The organism is Mycobacterium sp. VKM Ac-1816D (assembly GCF_000416385.1).
GTDB lineage: Bacteria > Actinomycetota > Actinomycetes > Mycobacteriales > Mycobacteriaceae > Mycobacterium > Mycobacterium neoaurum_A.
Map to the genome: position 1 here is coordinate 41,474 of NZ_AOHQ01000098.1, position 17,717 is coordinate 59,190.

Here is a 17,717-nt window from a genome sequence, read left to right on the forward strand (position 1 = left end):
GCCAGATCACATGAAGGCGGGGACCGCCGCGTCGATCAGGTGCGGTCCCGGCTCGGCCAGGGCCGCGCTGAACTGGGCCGCCAGCTCCTCGGCGGTGGTGGCACGGGTGGCCGGCACCCCGAAACCCTGCGCGATCGCGACGAAGTCGATATCGGGGTTGCCGATGTTCAGCAGGGATCGAGCCTTTTCGCCGCCACTGCCCTCGCCGGCGTTCGCCCCCACCCTCGCCAGCTCCATCTGCAGAATCGCGTAGGCATGGTTGTTGAGGATGACCACGGTGATGTCGAGGTTCTCCCGTGCCATCGTCCACAGCGCCGAAATCGTGTACAGCGCACTGCCATCGGCCTGTAACGCGATCACCGGCCGGTCCGGGGCCGCCACCGCAGCGCCGACGGCCACCGGCAGTCCTTGCCCTATCGCGCCGCCGGTCAGCGTCAGCACATCGTGGGCCGGCGCACCGGCGGTGGACGCCGGCAACAGCATCCCGCTGGTATTGGCCTCATCGGAGATGATGGCGTCCGGCGGTAACAGCGCACCAATGACCTGCGCCCAATTCGCCACCGTCAGCGGCCCTTCCGGGAGTTCCGGCCGAGGTATATCGGGCAGCGCCAGTGGCCCGGCACCGAGTTGATCGGCCAGGTCTGCCAGTTCGTCGGGTGCCATCACGTGGGTCTGCACGCCGATGGGGACCAGACCGCTGGGCTTGCCGGGATAGGCGAAGAACGCCACCGGCGCCCGCGCCCCGACCAGCACGAGGTGCGAGGCACCGGCGAGTTGCTGTTCGGCCTGCTCGGCCAGATAACCGAGCCGTTCGACCGCAGGTATCCCCTGGCCGCGGCGCAGGCGGGCCGGGAAGGTTTCCACCAACATGCGCGCGCCGGTCGCGGCGGCGATGCGGGCCGCGGCGGCCAGCCCGGCCTCCGTCGTCGCCGCACCGCCGAGCAGCAGCACGGTCTCGGGGCCGTGCGCGCGCAACGCCTCCAGGGCCGCCTCGGCACCGGAGCGCGCGTCGTTGCCCGTCGCGGCGGTCGGCGTGACGAGTTCGCCGGGGGTCTGGGCGGTGCTCCACGAGTAGTCGGCGGGCAGAATGACCGTCGCGACGCGCCCGGGTGGTCCGGCCGCGGCGGCAATGGCGGCGTCGACGGCCGGGGCCAACTGCGCGGCCGATTCCGGGCGGAACACCACCCCGTCCGGCCAGCCGGCCAACGCCTCGATATCGGACTGCAGCGGTGCGTCGAATTCGACATGGTGGGTGGCGTGGTCGCCGACGATGTTGACCACCGGGGTGTGGGCGCGGCGCGCGTTGTGCAGGTTGGCCAGCCCGTTGGCCAGTCCCGGTCCGAGGTGCAACAGCGTGGCGGCCGGGTGCCCGGCGATGCGCGCGTACCCGTCCGCAGCGCCGGTGGCCACCCCTTCGAACAGACAGAGCACGGCCCGCATCCGCGGTGTGTTGTCCAGTGCGGCAACGAAATGCATCTCCGAGGTGCCCGGGTTGGCGAAGCACACGTCCACCCCGCCGTCCAGCAGTCGTTGCAGGACGGTATCCGCACCGGAGGCCATCAGCGAATGGTACCGGCGCCGGGGATGAGGGGAAGATCCAGTGCGGTCACCCAGCCCGGCGGGAGATCGTTGACGGCCGGGACGGCGTTCAGCGCCCGCAGGCCCGTCGCCAAGCACCCCGCCGCGGCGGCGTCCCGGCCGGAACCGTCGGTGAACCGGAACGCGGTCTCCTGGGAGATGCTCGGTGTGCCTTCGATATCGACGCGGTAGACGTCGTTGTCGTTACCGGTCGGCCAGTGCGGGGCGGCGTCCAGGCCGATCCGGTTGACATGCTCGAGCTGGATGCGGGTCGCGCCCCGGTAGCGGCCGTTGATGGTGAACCGGACGGCCGCGACGTTGCCTGCCTCGATGACACCCTTGGCCGAGGGCCGGTCGGTCGGGGTCACCCATTTGTCCCAGGTCGTGGTGATCTCGTCGAGGGTGATGCCTGCGGCGTGGGCGATCATCGGAACCGTTGCGCCCCAGGCCATGATCAGGATATCCGGGCTCTCCAGCAGCGGACGGTACTGCGGCGGGCGCCCGATGCCCATCTCGAACTCGTAATCGCCGGTGTAGTTGGTGTAGTCGAGCAGCTCCGAGGCCCGCACCGTCCTGACCTCCGAGCACAGTCCCATCAGGGTCAGCGGGAACAGGTCGTTGGCGAAACCGGGGTCGATCCCGGTGGTGAAACAGGACGCTCCCCCGGCCACGCAGGCGTCGGTGATGGGCTGGATCCAATTCGGCGGGTTGAGATGCATCGTGGGCCAGACCCACGGGGTCATGGCCGTGGAGACGACATCGATTCCCGCGCGCAGGAAGCGACCGATCACGTCGATGTTGGCATCGGCCTGTACGGCGGTCGGCCCGTAATGCACCAGCGCATCGGGCCGCAACGCGATCAGGGCGTCGACATCGTCGGTGGCGATGATGCCGAGCTGGCTGCCCAGCGCGCAGATGTCACCGACATCGCGCCCGACCTTCGCCGGATTGCTCACCCCGACACCGACGAGTTCGAAGTTCGGGTGGGTGACGATCTCGCCGATCACCATCGACCCGACGAAACCGGTACCCCACACCACCACCCGCTTGGGTGACGCGCTCATCGCGGCAGCCCTAGAAGCACCGGCGCAGGCCGCCCGGCTCGCAGATCAGCGGGTACTGGGTGATCGGGATGGGCAGCGGCCGCACGTAGGTCAGGGTGAACGGGAACTTCTCCAGCGTGGCGTTCAGCCCACACACCTGATTGTGCGACACGGTGCGCACGCCGGTCATGGTGATGGTGTTGAACGCGAACGTCTCGAACAGCGCGGCATTGCTGCCGTCCGGACAGGTCAACCCGTCCACCGAGTTGATGTTGTAACTCCACTGCCCGCCCACCAGTTTCGCGATGCCACCCTTGGCGACGGAATTCGGTGTGGAACTCACGGTCAGCTGGCAGGCGACCGGGTCGCGGATCTCGGCGCGCAGGTCGCCCACGACGGGCACGCAGACCGGGTAGATCGACCATGCCGCGTCGGGCAGGCCCTCCTGTTTGAAGGTGTAGACCCCCTCCAGCACCTGCTGTTGCGGGTTCGCCCCGGCCGGTGCGGCCGGACCGATCATCGCCACGCCGGCGGCCAGCAACACGGCACTGAACAATCCGCGAAGTATGTTCACACGTCGCAGTATTGCAGGGCGCTTCTGACCCGTCCGGCGTTTGCCCCGTGAGAGGGTGCCGGGTATGACCTCATTGGACGGAAAAGTCGCATTGATCACCGGGGCGTCGGCCGGACTCGGCGCCGCCACGGCCACGCTGTTCGCCGAACGCGGGGCCACGGTGTACGGCGTGGCACGAGACACCGACCGGATGGCCGAGGTGTTCGGCAACGTGCCCGGCGGCCGGTTCGGCTCGTATGACATCGCCTCCGCCGAGGCCTGCGCACAGGCGGTGGCCGACTGCGTCGAGGCGTTCGGGCGCATCGACGTGCTGGCCAATGTGGCGGGGTTTCACCAGATGCGGCGCACCGCCGGGGTGACCGATGCCGACTGGGCAACCGATCTCGCGGTCAATCTCAACGGGCCGTTCTATCTCAGCCGTGCGGCCCTGCCGCACCTGCTGAGTTCCGGCGGCAACATCGTCAATGTCGCGTCGGTGGCCGGGGTCGAGGGCGAGGTGTACTCGGCGGGGTACTGCGCGGCCAAGCATGGGCTCATCGGGTTGACCCGGGCGATGGCCGTGGAGTTCACCAGGGAGACGCTGCGCGTCAATGCGGTCTGTCCCGGTGGGATGCTCACCGCGCAGGTCACCGACTTCTCGGCGCCCGAGGATGCCGACTGGGATCTGATCATGCGGATCGCCGCACCGCGCGGAATGATGGATCCGGTCGACGTCGCCAAGACCATCGCCTTCCTGGCCAGTGACGACGCCGCCGCCATCCATGGCGCGGTCTACCGGGTCGACAACGGAAAGGGCGCCGACTGATGAGTGAGATCGATACCGGCACACAGTCGGTCGGCACCGTCGGCAGCACCGAGGTGGAGGGCTCCATCGGCACGGTCGGGAGCACCGCGGTGGTCGGCTCGATCGGCACCGTCGGCAGCGCCGGGGTCGCCGGGTCCATCGCCACGGTCAACAGTGCGGGCGTCGCGGGTTCCATCGCGACCGGTGGAAGTGCCGGGGTGGCCGGCGGATTCGCCGTCGTCGGGACCGCCTTCTCGGTGTTGTGCGCGGCGCTGGTGGGCTGCGTGGCCTGCATAGCGTGCGTGGCCTGTCGCAAGTGCGCGGCGTGTGTGGCCTGCGCGGGCTGCGTCGACTGCGTCGGCTGTGTCGGCTGCGTGAACTGCTCGGGCCTGCGCGGCGCGGTCGGTCTGCGCGACGTGCACGCCTGAGACGCCGAGTGGCCGACTGACCCCGGCGGCTAGATCCTCCGCCGACGCCCCAACAGCGCGGCCCCGCCGACGGCGCCGAGGCTCAGCACCGCGCACGCGACCGCCGCGGTGATCAGCGCCGTCTGGCTGCTCCCCCCGGTGGCCGGAGCCTCCTCCGCGGCCAGCCGCAGCCGGTAGTCACCGGGCAGCGGACCTTCCCGCGGTTCGTCGAGGCCCGGGTACTGCTGGGTCCGGTGCACCTCGAACATCCGCTCGCCGCCGGCGCTCTGCTTCCACACGCCCCAGGCCGGCGTCGCCCCGTCGAGCAGCACGCGGCGCTCGCCGTAGCGCGTGTCATCGCCGATATCGACGATGCGCTGGACGCGGAACGGCTCGTAGACCGCGTCGGAGTAGCGCACCTGCACCGGCACATTGTCGTAGCGGAACAGCGGCGGCGGAGGCGGCGGCGCGATCGCCCCGATGTTGGCGATGGTCGGGATGAACCCGCCGCCGAAGAAGCTGCCGACGGCCACCCCGACCGCGGTACTGACCACGGTGTTGACCGTGTTGAGCACCACCGCGGTGAAGCTGTAGGCCGCCAGGTCGGCCACGTACATGACCATCCGCTGCAGCGGCGGGATCGTCACCACGCGCGGTTCGTTCTGGTACTCGTAGACGATGCGCACCGGATCGCGATAGGGGTTGACGATCATCGGCCGGTAGAACTCGTCGTACTGCACCCAGTCCGGGCTCCACTGCCGAACCCGGTTGTCCCAGTCGCGCTGGTCGGCGCGCAGCTCACGCTGATCCTCACGCAGCTGGCGCTGGCCCTCAAGAAGGTCGCGCTGATCCTCGCGCAGCTCGCGGCGCTCCTGTGCCAGCCGGTCGCGCTCGTCGGCGAGACCGACCAGCGACGACAGCGCAGCGAGGTCCTCGACCTTGGCGGGTTCCGGTTTGACCTCCACCGGGGCGGCCTTGCTGGCCAGCACGACATCATCGGCGGGAGCCTCCAACACCGCGGGCTTCACCGTCTCGATGACGCGGGCCATCGGCTCGACCTGCTCGGTCTCGGTGGGCTGCTCGGTCTCCCCGGTCGCCTCGGCAGGTGCCCCGGTTGTCGAGGTGGCCGGCGCCTCGACCGACGAAGTGGCCGCGGGCGCGGTGCTTGTCGAGTCGCTCGGCGCCTCGCTCGACGGGGTCGGGGTCTCGGTGCGGGCCTCCTCGGTGCGCGGCTGCTGGGTGGCGGGCTCTTGGGTGACTGGCGCGGCGCTGGTCTCCGGCGGGGCGACGGAGGTGGTCGTCACCTGCGTGCTCGACCGGGTGGTGGTCGTCTCGCGTGCGCGGGTGGGCTGCGGGGCAACCGTTTCCGGCGCGGCGGGCACAGGTTCCGGCGCCCGGGTCGGCTCGACGGCCTCGGTAGGCACCGGCGTCGGCGCAGGAGCTTGCGTCACCGCCGGGGCCTGCGTCGGCGCGGGAGCGACCGCGGTCGTGGCGGCCTGGGCGGGAGCCTCGGCGGTGACGGCGGGCTCGGCCTCGGAGCGGCCGCCCGAAACGGCACCACCGCCGCCGGCGGAGGGCGAGGGTTCCTCGACGACGGTCGTCTCCACGACACCGGTCTCGCCGGAACCGGGCTCGGCCAGCGCGGGAGCGATCCCGACGGTCAGCGCGGTCAAGGACATCACCACGGTGGACGCCACGCCTGCCACCAGGCTGCGTCGCAGGAACTCGTCACGTGCGGCACTCATGGTGCATCGACTCCTCGAAGATCAGGAGCAGGGCAATTCTCAGCCACTACTGCGGTTCGCAGTCATCTCCCCCGACACCGGCCGTACGGCCCAGCAGCTGTCTCGCATGGTTCATCGCTGTGGGCGCCCCAGCGTTACATCCGGAGCTACCTGGATCCCGAGATTCACATCACGTACGTCGTGGCACCGGATGACGTACCTGATGTGAATCTCGCCGGAGCGGCGTCTGACACCATCGTCGGGTGCCGCCCCGCGAATTCGTCCTCACCGACGAGTTCCGCGATGCCATGGAGCTGCTCGCCGGCGGCAGGCATCTGTTCCTGACCGGCAAGGCGGGCACCGGCAAGTCGACGCTGATCCGCCGGTTCATGGCGCAGACCGACCGCACCGTCGTGGTGGCCGCCCCGACCGGGATCGCCGCGCTCAACGTCGGCGGCTACACCATCCATCGGCTGTTCGGCTTCACGCCCACCACCAGCCTGGCCGATATCCGGACCGGCGGGTACTACCCGGGCCGGTTCGCCCGGACGGTCAAGGGCCTGGACACCCTGATCATCGACGAGGCCTCGATGGTCCGCGCCGACCTGTTCGACAAGATGGCGGCCGCACTTCAGCGGTACGGCCCCGATCCCGGTACCCCGTTCGGCGGCGTCCAGCTGGTCCTCGTCGGTGATCTGTATCAGCTGCCACCGGTGGTCACCGAGGCCGAAACCGATTTCTTCACCGACCGCTACCCCACCCCGTACTTCTTCTCCGCGGACAGCTTCGACCGTGACGCGTTCCCGATGGTCTCACTGACCACGGTGTTCCGTCAGCTCGGCGACGACCGAATGACGGCCATCCTCAACGAGATCCGCGAGGGCGTGCTGCTCGGGCACGCGCTGGCCGAGCTGAACACCCGCACCGACCCGGAGTTCGTGCCGCCCGCCGACGAGTTCTGGTTGACCCTGGCGCCGACGAACCGGCTGGTGTCGGCCCGCAACCGGCGGCAGCTGGAGCTGCTGGCCGGTGACGAGATCACCCACCACGCGCGCCATACCGGCGACCTGAGCATGTTCGACCCGCCCGCCGAGGAGATCCTGCGCTTCAAGGTCGGCGCGCAGATCATGATGCTGACCAACGATCCCGCCGACCGTTGGGTCAACGGAACCCTCGGCAGGATCATCGCGCGGGTCAGCGACGGAACGGGAGTCGTCGTCGAATTCACCGACCGCAGCCGCGCCGAGGTCACCCCGTTCACCTGGGAGGCGACGCGGCCCGTCGTCGACGGCGGATCGCTGCGGCACGAGGTGTGCGGCACCTTCACCCAGCTGCCGTTCGCGCTGGCGTGGGCGATCACCATCCACAAGAGCCAGGGCCAGACGCTGGACCGGTTGGTCGTCGACCTCACCGGCGGGATGTTCTCCTACGGCCAGCTCTACGTCGCGCTCAGCCGATGCACCTCGATGAACGGACTGGTGCTCAAACGTCCGGTGCTGCCCAAGGACCTGAAAACCGACCGTCGGATCGCCCGGTTCCTGCGCAGCGCCGAGGCCGATGACGGAAGTGCCCGGCGCTACTGCGGTATCGGGATCGTCACCGTCGGCGAGGAGGGCAGGATGTCGCGGCCGAGGCCCGTCGAGCTCGCCGTGGCCTTCGACGATGGCACCGCGGTGAGCACGCTGATCAATCCCCAGCGCGATCTCGCCGACGCGCGATCGGCCTACGGGATCAGCGTCGCCGACATCCTGCTGGCCCCGACCCTGGCCGAGGCGTGGGGTGTGATCGCCCCGATGCTCACCGGTTGCACCCCCGTCGGTCCGCGCATCGACGAGACGCTCGGATTGATCGACTTCGAGCTCAAACGGCTCGGGCAGACGGTGGTGATGCCACTCGGGGTCGACATGCCCCGGGCCCACCCCACCGGCAGCACCGCACTGCGGCGTGCCACCGACGACCTGACCGCCTTCACCGAATCCGGTCTGGCGGCAACCGGTTCCACGCCGTTCGGCGATCCACCGGAATCGCTGACCGGCCATCTGCTGACCCGTGATCCGGCCGCCACCCCGATGTCGGCCCGGCTGCCCGCGCTCTCGGCGCTGCTCGATGTCAGCAGGCACATCGGGCCCGCGCTGCTCGGCCTGCCCCCGGCCGCGGCACCTCCGCCGGATACCCCGTGGACCCACGCGGCCCGTCATTCGGTGGCCGCTCAGTTGCGCGCGGCGGCCGGCCGGGTCCAGCTGACCGAGCAGGTGTGGCGCCGCCTGCACGACGTCGAAGAACTCCTCGGCGTCGAGATCCTCGACCCGGCACTGCAATCAACGGCAGCGAGCCCCGATATCGAGACGGTCCTGGAACCGGGAGCCCGGGTGTGCTTCACCGGAACCGCGCTCGACGACACCGGCCGGGAGATGTCGCGGGAGGAGATGATGCGCATCGCCGAGGAGGCCGGCCTGACCCCGGTGAAGACCGTCACCAAGACCCGCTGCGAGGTGGTGGTGACCGCCGAACCCGGCAGTCAGTCCGGCAAGGCCCGCAAGGCGCACGAACTCGGCAAACCCGTGTTCACCGCGCAGGACTTCCTGCGATGGGCCCGTCGCCGCTCGTCATCGCCGCGCACACCTTAAGGTCGAACCCGTGAACCGGCTGGACCGCTTCTTCGAAATCACCGCCCGCGGCTCGACGATCTCCTCGGAGCTGCGCGGCGGTGTCGTCACCTTCATCGCGATGGCCTACATCATCGTGCTGAACCCGATCATCCTGTCCGGGACGCCCGACGTCACCGGCAACCAGCTGGGCTTCACCCAGGTGTCGGCGGTGACCTCGCTGGCCGCCGGGGTGATGACCATCCTGTTCGGCGTCATCGCGCGATTGCCGTTCGCATTCGCTGCAGGCCTGGGCATCAACTCGTTCTTGGCCTCCTCGGTGGTCGGCGAGCTGACCTGGCCCGAGGCGATGGGCCTGGTGGTCATCAACGGCATCATCATCGTGCTGCTGGCGGTCACCGGGTTGCGCAGGCTGATCTTCGATGCGGTGCCCATCCAGCTGAAGCTGGCCATCACCGCGGGCATCGGGCTGTTCATCCTGTTCATCGGGCTCGTCGACGCGGGCTTCGTCGCCTCCACCGGTGGCCCGTCACCACCGGTCGGGCTCGGAAGCGGTGGTGCGGGGTCGATCAGCAGCATCCCCACCGTCGTCTTCGTGTTCACCCTGCTGCTGACCGGCATCCTGGTGGCCCGCAAGATCCGCGGCGGCATCCTCATCGGCCTCATCACCGGCACCATCGTGGCGGTCGCCGTAGAAGCGATCTGGCATCTGGGATCGGCCACCGAGAAGCCCGGCGGCTGGGGCCTTTCGGTGCCGACGTTGAGCGGCTCCCCGTTCGCGGTGCCCGATCTGTCGCTGGTGGGCGAGTTCAGCCTCGACAGCGTCGGCCGGATCGGCATCCTGGCAGCCGTCATGCTGGTGTTCACGCTGGTCTTCACCAACTTCTTCGACGCCATGGGCACTTTCACCGGGTTGTCCAAACAGGCCGGCGTCGCCGATGACAAGGGCAACTTCCCCCGCCTGCAGTCCGCGCTCGTCGTCGAGGGTGCCGGCGCGGTCGTCGGCGGCGCGGCATCGGCCTCGTCGAACACGGTGTTCATCGAGTCCGGGGCCGGTATCGGCGAGGGCGCCCGCACCGGGTTGGCCAGCCTCGTCACCGGCGCCCTGTTCTTGGCCGCGATGTTCCTGACACCGCTGGCCGCGATCGTGCCCACCGAGGTGGCCGCGGCGGCGCTGGTGATCGTGGGCGCGATGATGGCCTCACACCTGCGCGATATCGACCTCGCCGATTTCTCCATCGCGCTGCCGGTCGTGCTGACGGTGGCGGTGATGCCGCTGAGCTACTCGATCGCCAACGGTATCGGCGTCGGTTTCATCTCCTGGGTGGTCGTGCGGACCGCGGCGGGCAAGGGTCGCGAGATCAGCCCGCTGCTGTGGGTCGTGGCCGCCGGGTTCCTGCTGTACTTCGCGCGTGGGTGGATCGATTCGCTGATCGGGGTATGACCGTCGACGTCGAAAGATCGACCCGGCGAACGCATCTCATCCGACTGGGTTTGCTGGCGGCGTTCCTGCTGGGCCTGTGGTACCTGATCGGCATCGAACGGGTCATCGATCTGGAGCAGATCCGCGCCGCGGTCGCGGCCACCGGGCCCATCGCCCCCTTGGTCTACATCCCGGTGTCCGCGGTGCTCGGTAGCCTGTTCGTGCCCGGTCCGTTGCTGGCGGCGGGTAGTGGGTTGCTGTTCGGCCCCGTGGTCGGCGTGTTCGTCACCCTCGGCGCCACCGTCGGCACCGCGACCATCGCCAGCATCGGCGGCCGGCGGGCGGGCCGGGACAGCACGCGGGCGCTACTGGGCGCCGAACGGGCCGACCGGATGGACGCGCTGATCTCCCGTGGTGGCCTGTGGGCCGTGGTGGGCCAACGCTTCGTCCCCGGCATCTCCGATGCCGCCGCCTCCTACACCTTCGGCGCCTTCGGAGTCCCGTTGTGGCAGATGGTGATCGGCTCGTTCATCGGCTCGGCGCCGCGCGCCTTCGTCTACACCGCGCTCGGGGCGTCCGTCGGTGATCTGTCCTCGCCGCTGGTCTACGCCGCGATCGGGGTGTGGTGTGTCACCGCGGTGATCGGCGCTTTCGCCGCACATCGCGGTCTGCGCGGCTGGCGGGCGTCGCGTACGCGCGGCGAACACCCCGAAAACGAATGATTCGGTCCTCGATTCGCACAATGGCCGCTTCTACCGCATGATCGGTCCATGAAGCGCGATGTCGGTGCCGAGCTCGAGGTCGACATCACCGCCCCCACCACGCTGGAATTCCAGATCGCGGTGGCGCCGCACCCGGGTGCCGAGGTCTACGAGTCGTTGAGCTTCGTGCTGGATGGACAACCGATCCAGGCCCAGGAGATCTCCGGAACCCACGGCAACCGCATCCACAAATTCGACGCGGGCACCGGCCATCTCCGGGTCGATTACTCGGCCACGGTCATCGGCTATGCCGATCCGCCTCCGGTCACCGACCACGACCTTTCGGTGTATCTGCGCCCCAGCCGATACGCCGAGGCCGACAAACTGTTCGGTTTCGCCGGTACCGAATTCGGCGACCAGGCCGAGCCGGCCGAGCTCCTGGAGCGCATTGCCGGCTGGGTCGGCCGCCGCCTGCAGTACGTCCCCGGCTCCAGCGACCCGATCGACGGTGCGGTGGACACCATGCTGGCCGGTGCCGGAGTCTGCCGCGACTACGCGCATCTGGTGGTGGCGCTGCTGCGCGCGGTGAAGGTGCCGGCGAGGCTGGTCTCGGTGTACGCGCCGGGCTTGTATCCCATGGACTTCCACGCCGTTGCCGAGGCGTTCGTCGACAATCAGTGGCGGGTGGTCGATGCCACCCTGTTGGCCCCGCGCGAGAGTCTGGTCCGCATCGCCACCGGTCGCGACGCCGCCGACACCGCGTTCCTGGACAACCACAGCGGTGCCATCAACCTGAGCCTGCTCTCGGTGCGCGCCATCACCGACGGGGTGCTGCCGACCGATCAGATCGATCAGCTGGCCACCCTGCGCTGACGCCAGAAGTGCTCGACGCCATAGGTTTCGGCGCTCAGTTCGGCCAGCACCGCAATGCTGTTGCCGCTTCCCGTCGCCACGTAGACCACATCACCGTCGGGATGCGCGGCGATGGCCGACGGGTTTCCACCCACCTTCGCGGTACGGACGACGGTCCTGGTGGCCGCGTCGAGCAGCGATACCGTGCCATCGCCGCGGTTGGCGACGAACACCGTCGCACCGTCCGGACCGACAGCGATCTCGGTGGGCCCCGAACCGACCGCGACCACATCGGTGACGGTGCGTGAGCGCGCGTCGATGACGGCCACGGTCGCCTTACCCGGCGAGCCCGCACCGGCGTAGACGGTCGCTCCGTCCGGGCTGATGGCGACCGCTGCGGGCTCGTTGCCGACCGGGATGGTCGCGGTCACCGCACCCGCGCGCACGTCGATCACCGACACCGTGCCGTTGCAGCGGTGCGAGTACCCGCTGTTGGCCACCCAGAGGCTGTCACCGGCCGGGCTCACGACCGCCTTGCGCGGCGCGGCCCCCACGGCGATCGTCGCCGAGACGGTCATCGAATCGGTCCGGTACACCTTGACCGCGCCGGCGGTGTCACAGACCGCGTAGAGCCGCTCCCCGCCGGGGGCGATCGCCAGCGACACCGGTTGCGGGTCCTGAGCGATATCGGCCACGACCGCGCCGGAGACGGTGTCGATCACCGAGATGAACCCGTCGCCGGGGCGTGCCAGGTAGGCCCGGTCGCCATCGGGGTGTACGACGATCGACACCGGATCCGAGTCCAAGGTGACCGTGCGCAGCATGGTGTCCTCGGCCCTGGAGACCACCGATACATCCGAGCTGTTGACGTTGGCCACGTAGATGGTGTTCCCGTCGGGGGCGATCACCAGATCGCGGGGATGACTGCCGACCGGGATGCTGGTGACGACGCTGTACATGGAACGGCTGTACATGGAACCCCTTCCGGCCTACGGTGGCGCTGCAGGGGCGCCACGGCATCGACTCTGCCGCCGTCGCGGTTCCCGGCGGTGAGTAGCGAGGTACTTGTTTTCGCCGCGGGAGCGCAGACGAGATTGCCGTCACAGCACCGCCGGTTAGGGCAGCCTGTCCTGCCGAATCGCTGCCAAATCTGGTAAGAACGAAGCACCTCTAACATGTCAGGAGGAGAGACCGGACGTGCCCGACTCTTCGGCGGCGACGGTCGTCACTTCCCAGCAACACCGCGGCGGGATCGCCAAGTTCATCCGCAGATATGCGGTGCTGGTCATCATCGGCTGGATCGCCGTGGTCGGCATCATCAGCGCCACCGTGCCGCCGTTGGAGACCGTGGGTCAGATGCGCTCGGTCTCGATGAGCCCCGACTACGCACCCTCGGTGATCGCGAGCAAGCGCATCGGTCAGGTCTTCGACGAGTACCGCTCGGACAGCCAGATCATGATCGTGTTGGAGGGCGAGGAAAAGCTCGGCGCCGACGCGCACTACTTCTACAACGATCTGGTCGACCGCCTCGAGGCCGACACCCGCCATATCGAGCACGTCCAGGACTTCTGGGGTGATCCGCTCACCGAGGCCGGCGCGCAGAGCGCCGACGGCAAGGCCGCCTACGTGCAGGTGTTCCTGGCCGGCAACATGGGTGAGGCGCTGTCGAACGAATCGGTCGAGGCGGCGAAACAGATCGTCGCCGAGGTGCCGCCGCCTGCCGGGATCAAGGTTTACGTCACCGGCGGGTCGGCTCTGGTGGCCGACCAACAGATCGCCGGTGACCGCAGCGTCAAGGTGATCGAGAGCGTCATCTTCATCGTCATCATCACGATGCTGCTGCTGGTCTACCGGTCCATCCTGACCACCCTGCTGGTGCTGGTGATGGTGGTGCTCAGCCTGTCCTCGGCCCGCGGCGTGGTCGCTGTCCTCGGTTACCACGAACTGATCGGTCTCTCGACGTTCGCCACCCAGATGCTGGTGACACTGGCGGTGGCATCGGCGACCGACTACGCCATCTTCCTGATAGGCCGATATCAGGAGGCCCGATCGGTCGGAGAGGACCGAGAATCGGCCTACTACACGATGTTCCACGGCACCGCGCATGTGGTGCTCGGTTCGGGCATGACGATCGCCGGCGCCATGCTGTGCCTGCATTTCACCCGACTGCCCTACTTCCAGACGTTGGGTATCCCGATGGCGTTCGGCATGGCGACCGTGGTGCTCACGGCGCTGACGCTGGGGCCCGCGATCATCAGCGTCGCCAGCCGCTTCCGCAACCTGCTCGAACCCAAGCGCGCCATGCGCATCCGCACCTGGCGACGCATCGCCGCCGGCGTCGTGCGGTGGCCGGGCGCGGTCCTGTTCGCGACCATCGCACTGTGTCTCATCGGCCTGGTGGCGCTGCCGGGCTACCGCACCAACTACAACGACCGCAACTACCTGCCCGAGAACCTGCCCGCCCAGGAGGGTTTCGCCGCGGCCGAACGGCACTTCTCGGTGGCCAGGATGAACCCCGAGGTGCTGCTCGTCGAGACCGACCGCGACCTCCGCAATCCGGCGGACTTCCTGGTGATCGACAAGATCGCCAAGGGCATCTTCAAGGTGCCGGGGGTGGGCAACGTCCAGGCCATCACCCGACCGCAGGGTGAGCCGCTGGAATTCAGCACCATTCCGGCGCAGATGAGCATGAGCGGGGCAAGCCAGCAGATGAACAAGGCGTACATGGAGGACATGTTCGCCAACATGCTGGCCCAGGCCGACGATATGCAGTCCAGCGTCGACACGATGAGAAACATGATGGCGCTGATGACGGAGATGAGCGCCACCACGCAGAGCATCGTGACCAAGTCCAACGAAATGGCTGTCGACATCGCCGAACTGCGGGACGACATCTCCAATTTCGACGACTTCTTCCGGCCGATCCGCAATTACTTCTACTGGGAACCGCACTGTTACGACATCCCGATCTGTTGGTCGATGCGGTCGGTGTTCGACGCCCTGGACGGCACCGACCGACTGACGACGCAGTTCGAGGAGGTCCTGCCCGACCTGAACCAGATGGCCGCACTGATGCCGCAGATGCTGGAGGTCATGCCCGCGCAGATCGAGGCGATGGAGTCCTCGCGGGACATGATCCTGCGGATGTATCAGACCCAGAAGGGCATCCAGGATCAGGGCATGGAGATGTCGGAGAACCAGAGCGCCATGGGTGAGGCGTTCAACGACGCCAAGAACGACGACACGTTCTACCTGCCGCCGGACATCTTCAACAACGAAGACTTCAAGCGCGGTATGAAGAGCTTCATCTCCCCCGACGGAAAATCGGTGCGGTTCATCATCTCTCACGCCGATGACCCGCTGACCCCCGACGGCATCAAGCTGATCGACCAGATCAAGACCGCGGCCAAGGAGTCGATCAAGGGCACTCCGCTGGAGGGTTCCAAGATCTACATGGCCGGCACTGCCTCGGCGTTCAAGGACATGCAGGAGGGCAACAACTACGACCTCATCATCGCCGGGGTCGCGGCGCTGAGCCTGATCTTCATCATCATGCTGCTGATCACCCGCAGCCTGGTGGCCTCGGCGGTGATCGTCGGCACCGTGGTGATCTCGTTGGGCGCATCGTTCGGCCTGTCGATCCTTATCTGGCAGCACATCCTGGGCATCGAGCTGTACTTCATGGTGATGGCGATGGCGGTGATCGTGCTCCTTGCCGTCGGCGCGGATTACAACCTGTTGTTGGTCGCGCGGATGAAGGAAGAGGTGCACGCCGGGCTGAACACCGGGATCATCCGGGCGATGGGCGGCACCGGATCGGTGGTGACCGCGGCCGGGTTGGTGTTCGCGTTCACGATGATGTCGATGTTCGTCAGCGAGATGGTGGTGGCGGCTCAGGTCGGCACGACGATCGGCCTGGGCCTGTTGTTCGACACCCTGGTGATTCGCTCGTTCATGACGCCGGCGATCGCCGCGCTGCTGGGCAAGTGGTTCTGGTGGCCCCAGGTGATCCGGCGTCCTGCGCCGGCTTCTCCCCCGCCGACACCGCAGGAAACCGCCTCAGTCTGAGCCCGGCGCGTCGCCTCCGCGCGAAAACTTCGGTCAGCAAATATTTATTCGCGGGCAACCCAAGTCCGATCTTCGCGTTGCGCTGTGGGTTCGTGGCAGCATCAGCCGATCGACGCTGGTTCAGCGAAGTGTCCAGCAAATGACGGAAAATGGGCCGCCCGGAGTACGATCTTGAAACGACCCGCTGATGTGCGCTACTTCACCCAGGGGTCCGGACGGAGGCAGGATGAGCGCACCCGACGATCACCGTCTCGGTGACACGCATGCCGTGCAGCGATTGCTGCAGGCCGTGCAGGAACTGTCGTTGGCGCGAAGTCTGACCGATATCCAGCGGATCGTGCGGGCCGCCGCCCGCGAACTGACGGGTTGCGACGGCGCCACCTTCGTCCTCAAGGACGGGGACATGTGTCATTACGCCGACGAGGATGCCATCACGCCGCTGTGGAAGGGTGGCCGGTTCCCGCTGGAGAACTGCATCAGCGGGTGGGTGATGGCCAACCGGGAGGCAGCGGTCATCCAGAACATCTACTCCGATGACCGCATCCCGCACGCCGCGTACCTACCGACCTTTGTCAAGAGTCTGGCCATGGTGCCTATACGCAGGCTCAACCCGGTCGGCGCGATCGGAAATTACTGGGCGGCGGAGCGTCTCCCGACCGAGCAGGAAGTGTCGCTGCTGCAGTCGCTCGCCGATGCCACCTCGGTGGCCATGGAGAACGTACAGATGTACGAGCAGCTGGAACAGCGCGTACGGGACCGGACCGCGGACCTGGAGCGCGCCAACGACGCGATCCTGCATCTGTCGCACACCGACGACCTGACCGGCGTGACCAATCGGCGCGGGTTCTACCTGGTGGCCGAACCGGCGTTGCGGGCGGCGCGGCGCGACGGGCTCGATTGCACACTCGGGTTCATCGATGCCGACGGACTCAAGCTCGTGAATGACAGCCTGGGCCATGTCGCCGGCGATGCGCTACTCGCCGATCTCGCCACCGTGTTGCGTGCGACGCTGGGCGAATCCGACATCCTGGCGCGGATAGGTGGCGACGAATTCTGCGTTCTGACAACCGGTTCCGAGAGTGATCCGGTGGCGCTGAAGGCCCGCCTGGCGGCGGCGATAGCGAAGTTCAACGGTTCCGCCGATCGGTCGTATCTCGTCTCGGCGAGCATCGGCCTGATCCGGGTTCCCGCCGGCGTCAACAGCTCCCTCGACGAACTGCTGGCCTCCGCCGACGAACTCATGTACGCCGAGAAGCGGGCACGAACCGCCTGAATCACCCCTCCCCGGCGTGGCACATCCCGCGCCAACGTCGAACGTGTGTTCTAATCGGTGTCGCAACCGGCCCGCCGTCCGCGGGCGACAACCGGGAGGGATTCACCGTAGCAATGACTTTCGATACCGCGACCACCGATCTGCCGTCCGACCTGACGCACCCCGTCGAGGTGAGCACCGAGGCACCCAAGAAGGCACCGGTCAAGCGGGCAGGCAAGAAAACCAAGACGCTGGAGTTGACGTTGACCGTCACCGGCACCGCTGACGGCGAGTGGCACGCCGAACTCAAACAGGGCAGCACCTACCTGACTCGCGGCCTGGCCGTCGCCGCGGCCGCGGTATCGCGAGCGGCACGCGAGCTGCACGAGGACCTGTCGACACCCATCGACGCCGTCATCGAGGAGGCCCGCACGCAGCAGGCGGCCCGCGTCGCGGCGCTGGAGGCCGAATTGGAGGCCGCCCGGGCCGCACTGGCCGGGCTGGACTGACCGCGGCTTATCGACCGGGGTCTCCGGCTAGTTCTTTTGTGCCCGGTGGCGGTTCGGGTTCGAAGGGGGTGTACCACATCCATTGGGCGCGCTCCCCCTTCGGACCGCGGCACGGGGGCACATCCGGCGGCGGCCCGGTCGGCGGGCGGGCCAGCGACGCCCCGGTCAACCGGCGACCCTCACAGTCGGTGACCAC

Annotated in this window: 14 protein-coding genes and 1 pseudogene; 9 read left to right on the forward strand and 6 right to left on the reverse strand. The window is 68.0% G+C overall.

The features are described from left to right. Positions 1-6: 6 nt before the first annotated feature. From G154_RS00800 to G154_RS00810, 3 genes are read right to left on the reverse strand one after another with little or no spacing between them, the layout of a single operon-like run. On the reverse strand, positions 7-1,560 hold the full coding sequence (locus tag G154_RS00800; RefSeq protein ID WP_019512263.1) for an acetolactate synthase large subunit: 1,554 nt from the start codon (positions 1,558-1,560) through the stop codon (positions 7-9). Beyond that, a complete protein-coding gene (locus G154_RS00805; protein WP_019512262.1) occupies positions 1,560-2,642 on the reverse strand; it encodes a dihydrodipicolinate reductase in 1,083 nt (360 codons plus the stop codon). The genes G154_RS00800 and G154_RS00805 overlap by 1 nt, the downstream gene beginning before the upstream one ends. Before the next feature lie 10 nt (positions 2,643-2,652). After that, positions 2,653-3,195 carry a hypothetical protein gene (locus G154_RS00810; protein ID WP_019512261.1) on the reverse strand — a complete coding sequence of 181 codons (543 nt, stop codon included), beginning with the start codon at positions 3,193-3,195 and terminating at the stop codon, positions 2,653-2,655. Positions 3,196-3,259: 64 nt separating this feature from the next. On the opposite strand from G154_RS00810, the gene G154_RS00815 reads away from it, so the two are divergent. After that, positions 3,260-4,000, forward strand: coding sequence for an SDR family NAD(P)-dependent oxidoreductase (locus G154_RS00815; RefSeq protein WP_019512260.1), 741 nt, complete (start codon positions 3,260-3,262; stop codon positions 3,998-4,000). Beyond that, on the forward strand, positions 4,000-4,407 hold the full coding sequence (locus tag G154_RS00820) for a hypothetical protein (RefSeq protein ID WP_019512259.1): 408 nt from the start codon (positions 4,000-4,002) through the stop codon (positions 4,405-4,407). Before G154_RS00815 ends, G154_RS00820 begins: the two co-directional genes overlap by 1 nt. A gap of 29 nt (positions 4,408-4,436) precedes the next feature. Here the strand turns inward: G154_RS00820 and G154_RS25425 are convergent, their stop codons facing one another. Continuing rightward, positions 4,437-6,131, reverse strand: coding sequence for a hypothetical protein (locus G154_RS25425; RefSeq protein ID WP_019512258.1), 1,695 nt, complete (start codon positions 6,129-6,131; stop codon positions 4,437-4,439). A 287-nt stretch (positions 6,132-6,418) separates the two neighbouring features. On the opposite strand from G154_RS25425, the gene G154_RS00830 reads away from it, so the two are divergent. The 4 genes from G154_RS00830 to G154_RS00845 are packed head-to-tail and all read left to right on the forward strand — an operon-like array spanning position 6,419 to position 11,713. Then, on the forward strand, positions 6,419-8,737 hold the full coding sequence (locus tag G154_RS00830) for an AAA family ATPase (protein WP_045546626.1): 2,319 nt from the start codon (positions 6,419-6,421) through the stop codon (positions 8,735-8,737). Between the two features lie 10 nt (positions 8,738-8,747). Next, positions 8,748-10,160, forward strand: a complete 1,413-nt coding sequence (locus tag G154_RS00835; protein WP_019512256.1) for an NCS2 family permease — start codon at positions 8,748-8,750, stop codon at positions 10,158-10,160. After that, complete coding sequence (locus tag G154_RS00840; protein ID WP_019512255.1) at positions 10,157-10,861, forward strand: TVP38/TMEM64 family protein; 705 nt, start codon at positions 10,157-10,159, stop codon at positions 10,859-10,861. The genes G154_RS00835 and G154_RS00840 overlap by 4 nt, the downstream gene beginning before the upstream one ends. A 48-nt stretch (positions 10,862-10,909) precedes the next feature. After that, on the forward strand, positions 10,910-11,713 hold the full coding sequence (locus G154_RS00845; RefSeq protein WP_019512254.1) for a transglutaminase family protein: 804 nt from the start codon (positions 10,910-10,912) through the stop codon (positions 11,711-11,713). Here the strand turns inward: G154_RS00845 and G154_RS00850 are convergent. After that, positions 11,692-12,666: a beta-propeller fold lactonase family protein gene (locus tag G154_RS00850; protein WP_081649896.1), complete on the reverse strand. Its 975-nt coding sequence runs from the start codon at positions 12,664-12,666 to the stop codon at positions 11,692-11,694. The genes G154_RS00845 and G154_RS00850 overlap by 22 nt on opposite strands. A gap of 223 nt (positions 12,667-12,889) precedes the next feature. Between G154_RS00850 and G154_RS00855 the strand changes: the two genes are divergently transcribed. The 3 genes from G154_RS00855 (at position 12,890) to G154_RS00865 (ending at position 17,521) form a co-directional block, all read left to right on the forward strand. After that, positions 12,890-15,760, forward strand: coding sequence for an RND family transporter (locus G154_RS00855; protein WP_019512252.1), 2,871 nt, complete (start codon positions 12,890-12,892; stop codon positions 15,758-15,760). 226 nt (positions 15,761-15,986) lie between these two features. After that, a complete protein-coding gene (locus G154_RS00860; protein ID WP_019512251.1) occupies positions 15,987-17,033 on the forward strand; it encodes a diguanylate cyclase in 1,047 nt (348 codons plus the stop codon). Between the two features lie 113 nt (positions 17,034-17,146). After that, positions 17,147-17,521 carry a DUF6319 family protein gene (locus G154_RS00865; RefSeq protein ID WP_019512250.1) on the forward strand — a complete coding sequence of 125 codons (375 nt, stop codon included), beginning with the start codon at positions 17,147-17,149 and terminating at the stop codon, positions 17,519-17,521. A 7-nt stretch (positions 17,522-17,528) separates the two neighbouring features. On the opposite strand, the pseudogene G154_RS27010 reads toward G154_RS00865, so the two are convergent. After that, positions 17,529-17,717 (reverse strand): annotated as a pseudogene (locus G154_RS27010) (hypothetical protein); the annotation flags it as partial.

Bases quoted from the DNA above. Each gene is read 5' to 3' on its own strand.
- G154_RS00800 (WP_019512263.1), bottom strand. From the start codon at position 1,560: ATGGCCTCCGGTGCGGATACCGTCCTGCAACGACTGCTGGACGGCGGG.
- G154_RS00805 (WP_019512262.1), bottom strand. From the start codon at position 2,642: ATGAGCGCGTCACCCAAGCGGGTGGTGGTGTGGGGTACCGGTTTCGTC.
- G154_RS00815 (WP_019512260.1), top strand. From the start codon at position 3,260: ATGACCTCATTGGACGGAAAAGTCGCATTGATCACCGGGGCGTCGGCC.
- G154_RS00820 (WP_019512259.1), top strand. From the start codon at position 4,000: ATGAGTGAGATCGATACCGGCACACAGTCGGTCGGCACCGTCGGCAGC.
- G154_RS25425 (WP_019512258.1), bottom strand. From the start codon at position 6,131: ATGAGTGCCGCACGTGACGAGTTCCTGCGACGCAGCCTGGTGGCAGGC.
- G154_RS00830 (WP_045546626.1), top strand. From the start codon at position 6,419: ATGGAGCTGCTCGCCGGCGGCAGGCATCTGTTCCTGACCGGCAAGGCG.
- G154_RS00840 (WP_019512255.1), top strand. From the start codon at position 10,157: ATGACCGTCGACGTCGAAAGATCGACCCGGCGAACGCATCTCATCCGA.
- G154_RS00845 (WP_019512254.1), top strand. From the start codon at position 10,910: ATGAAGCGCGATGTCGGTGCCGAGCTCGAGGTCGACATCACCGCCCCC.
- G154_RS00850 (WP_081649896.1), bottom strand. From the start codon at position 12,666: ATGTACAGCCGTTCCATGTACAGCGTCGTCACCAGCATCCCGGTCGGC.
- G154_RS00860 (WP_019512251.1), top strand. From the start codon at position 15,987: ATGAGCGCACCCGACGATCACCGTCTCGGTGACACGCATGCCGTGCAG.
- G154_RS00865 (WP_019512250.1), top strand. From the start codon at position 17,147: ATGACTTTCGATACCGCGACCACCGATCTGCCGTCCGACCTGACGCAC.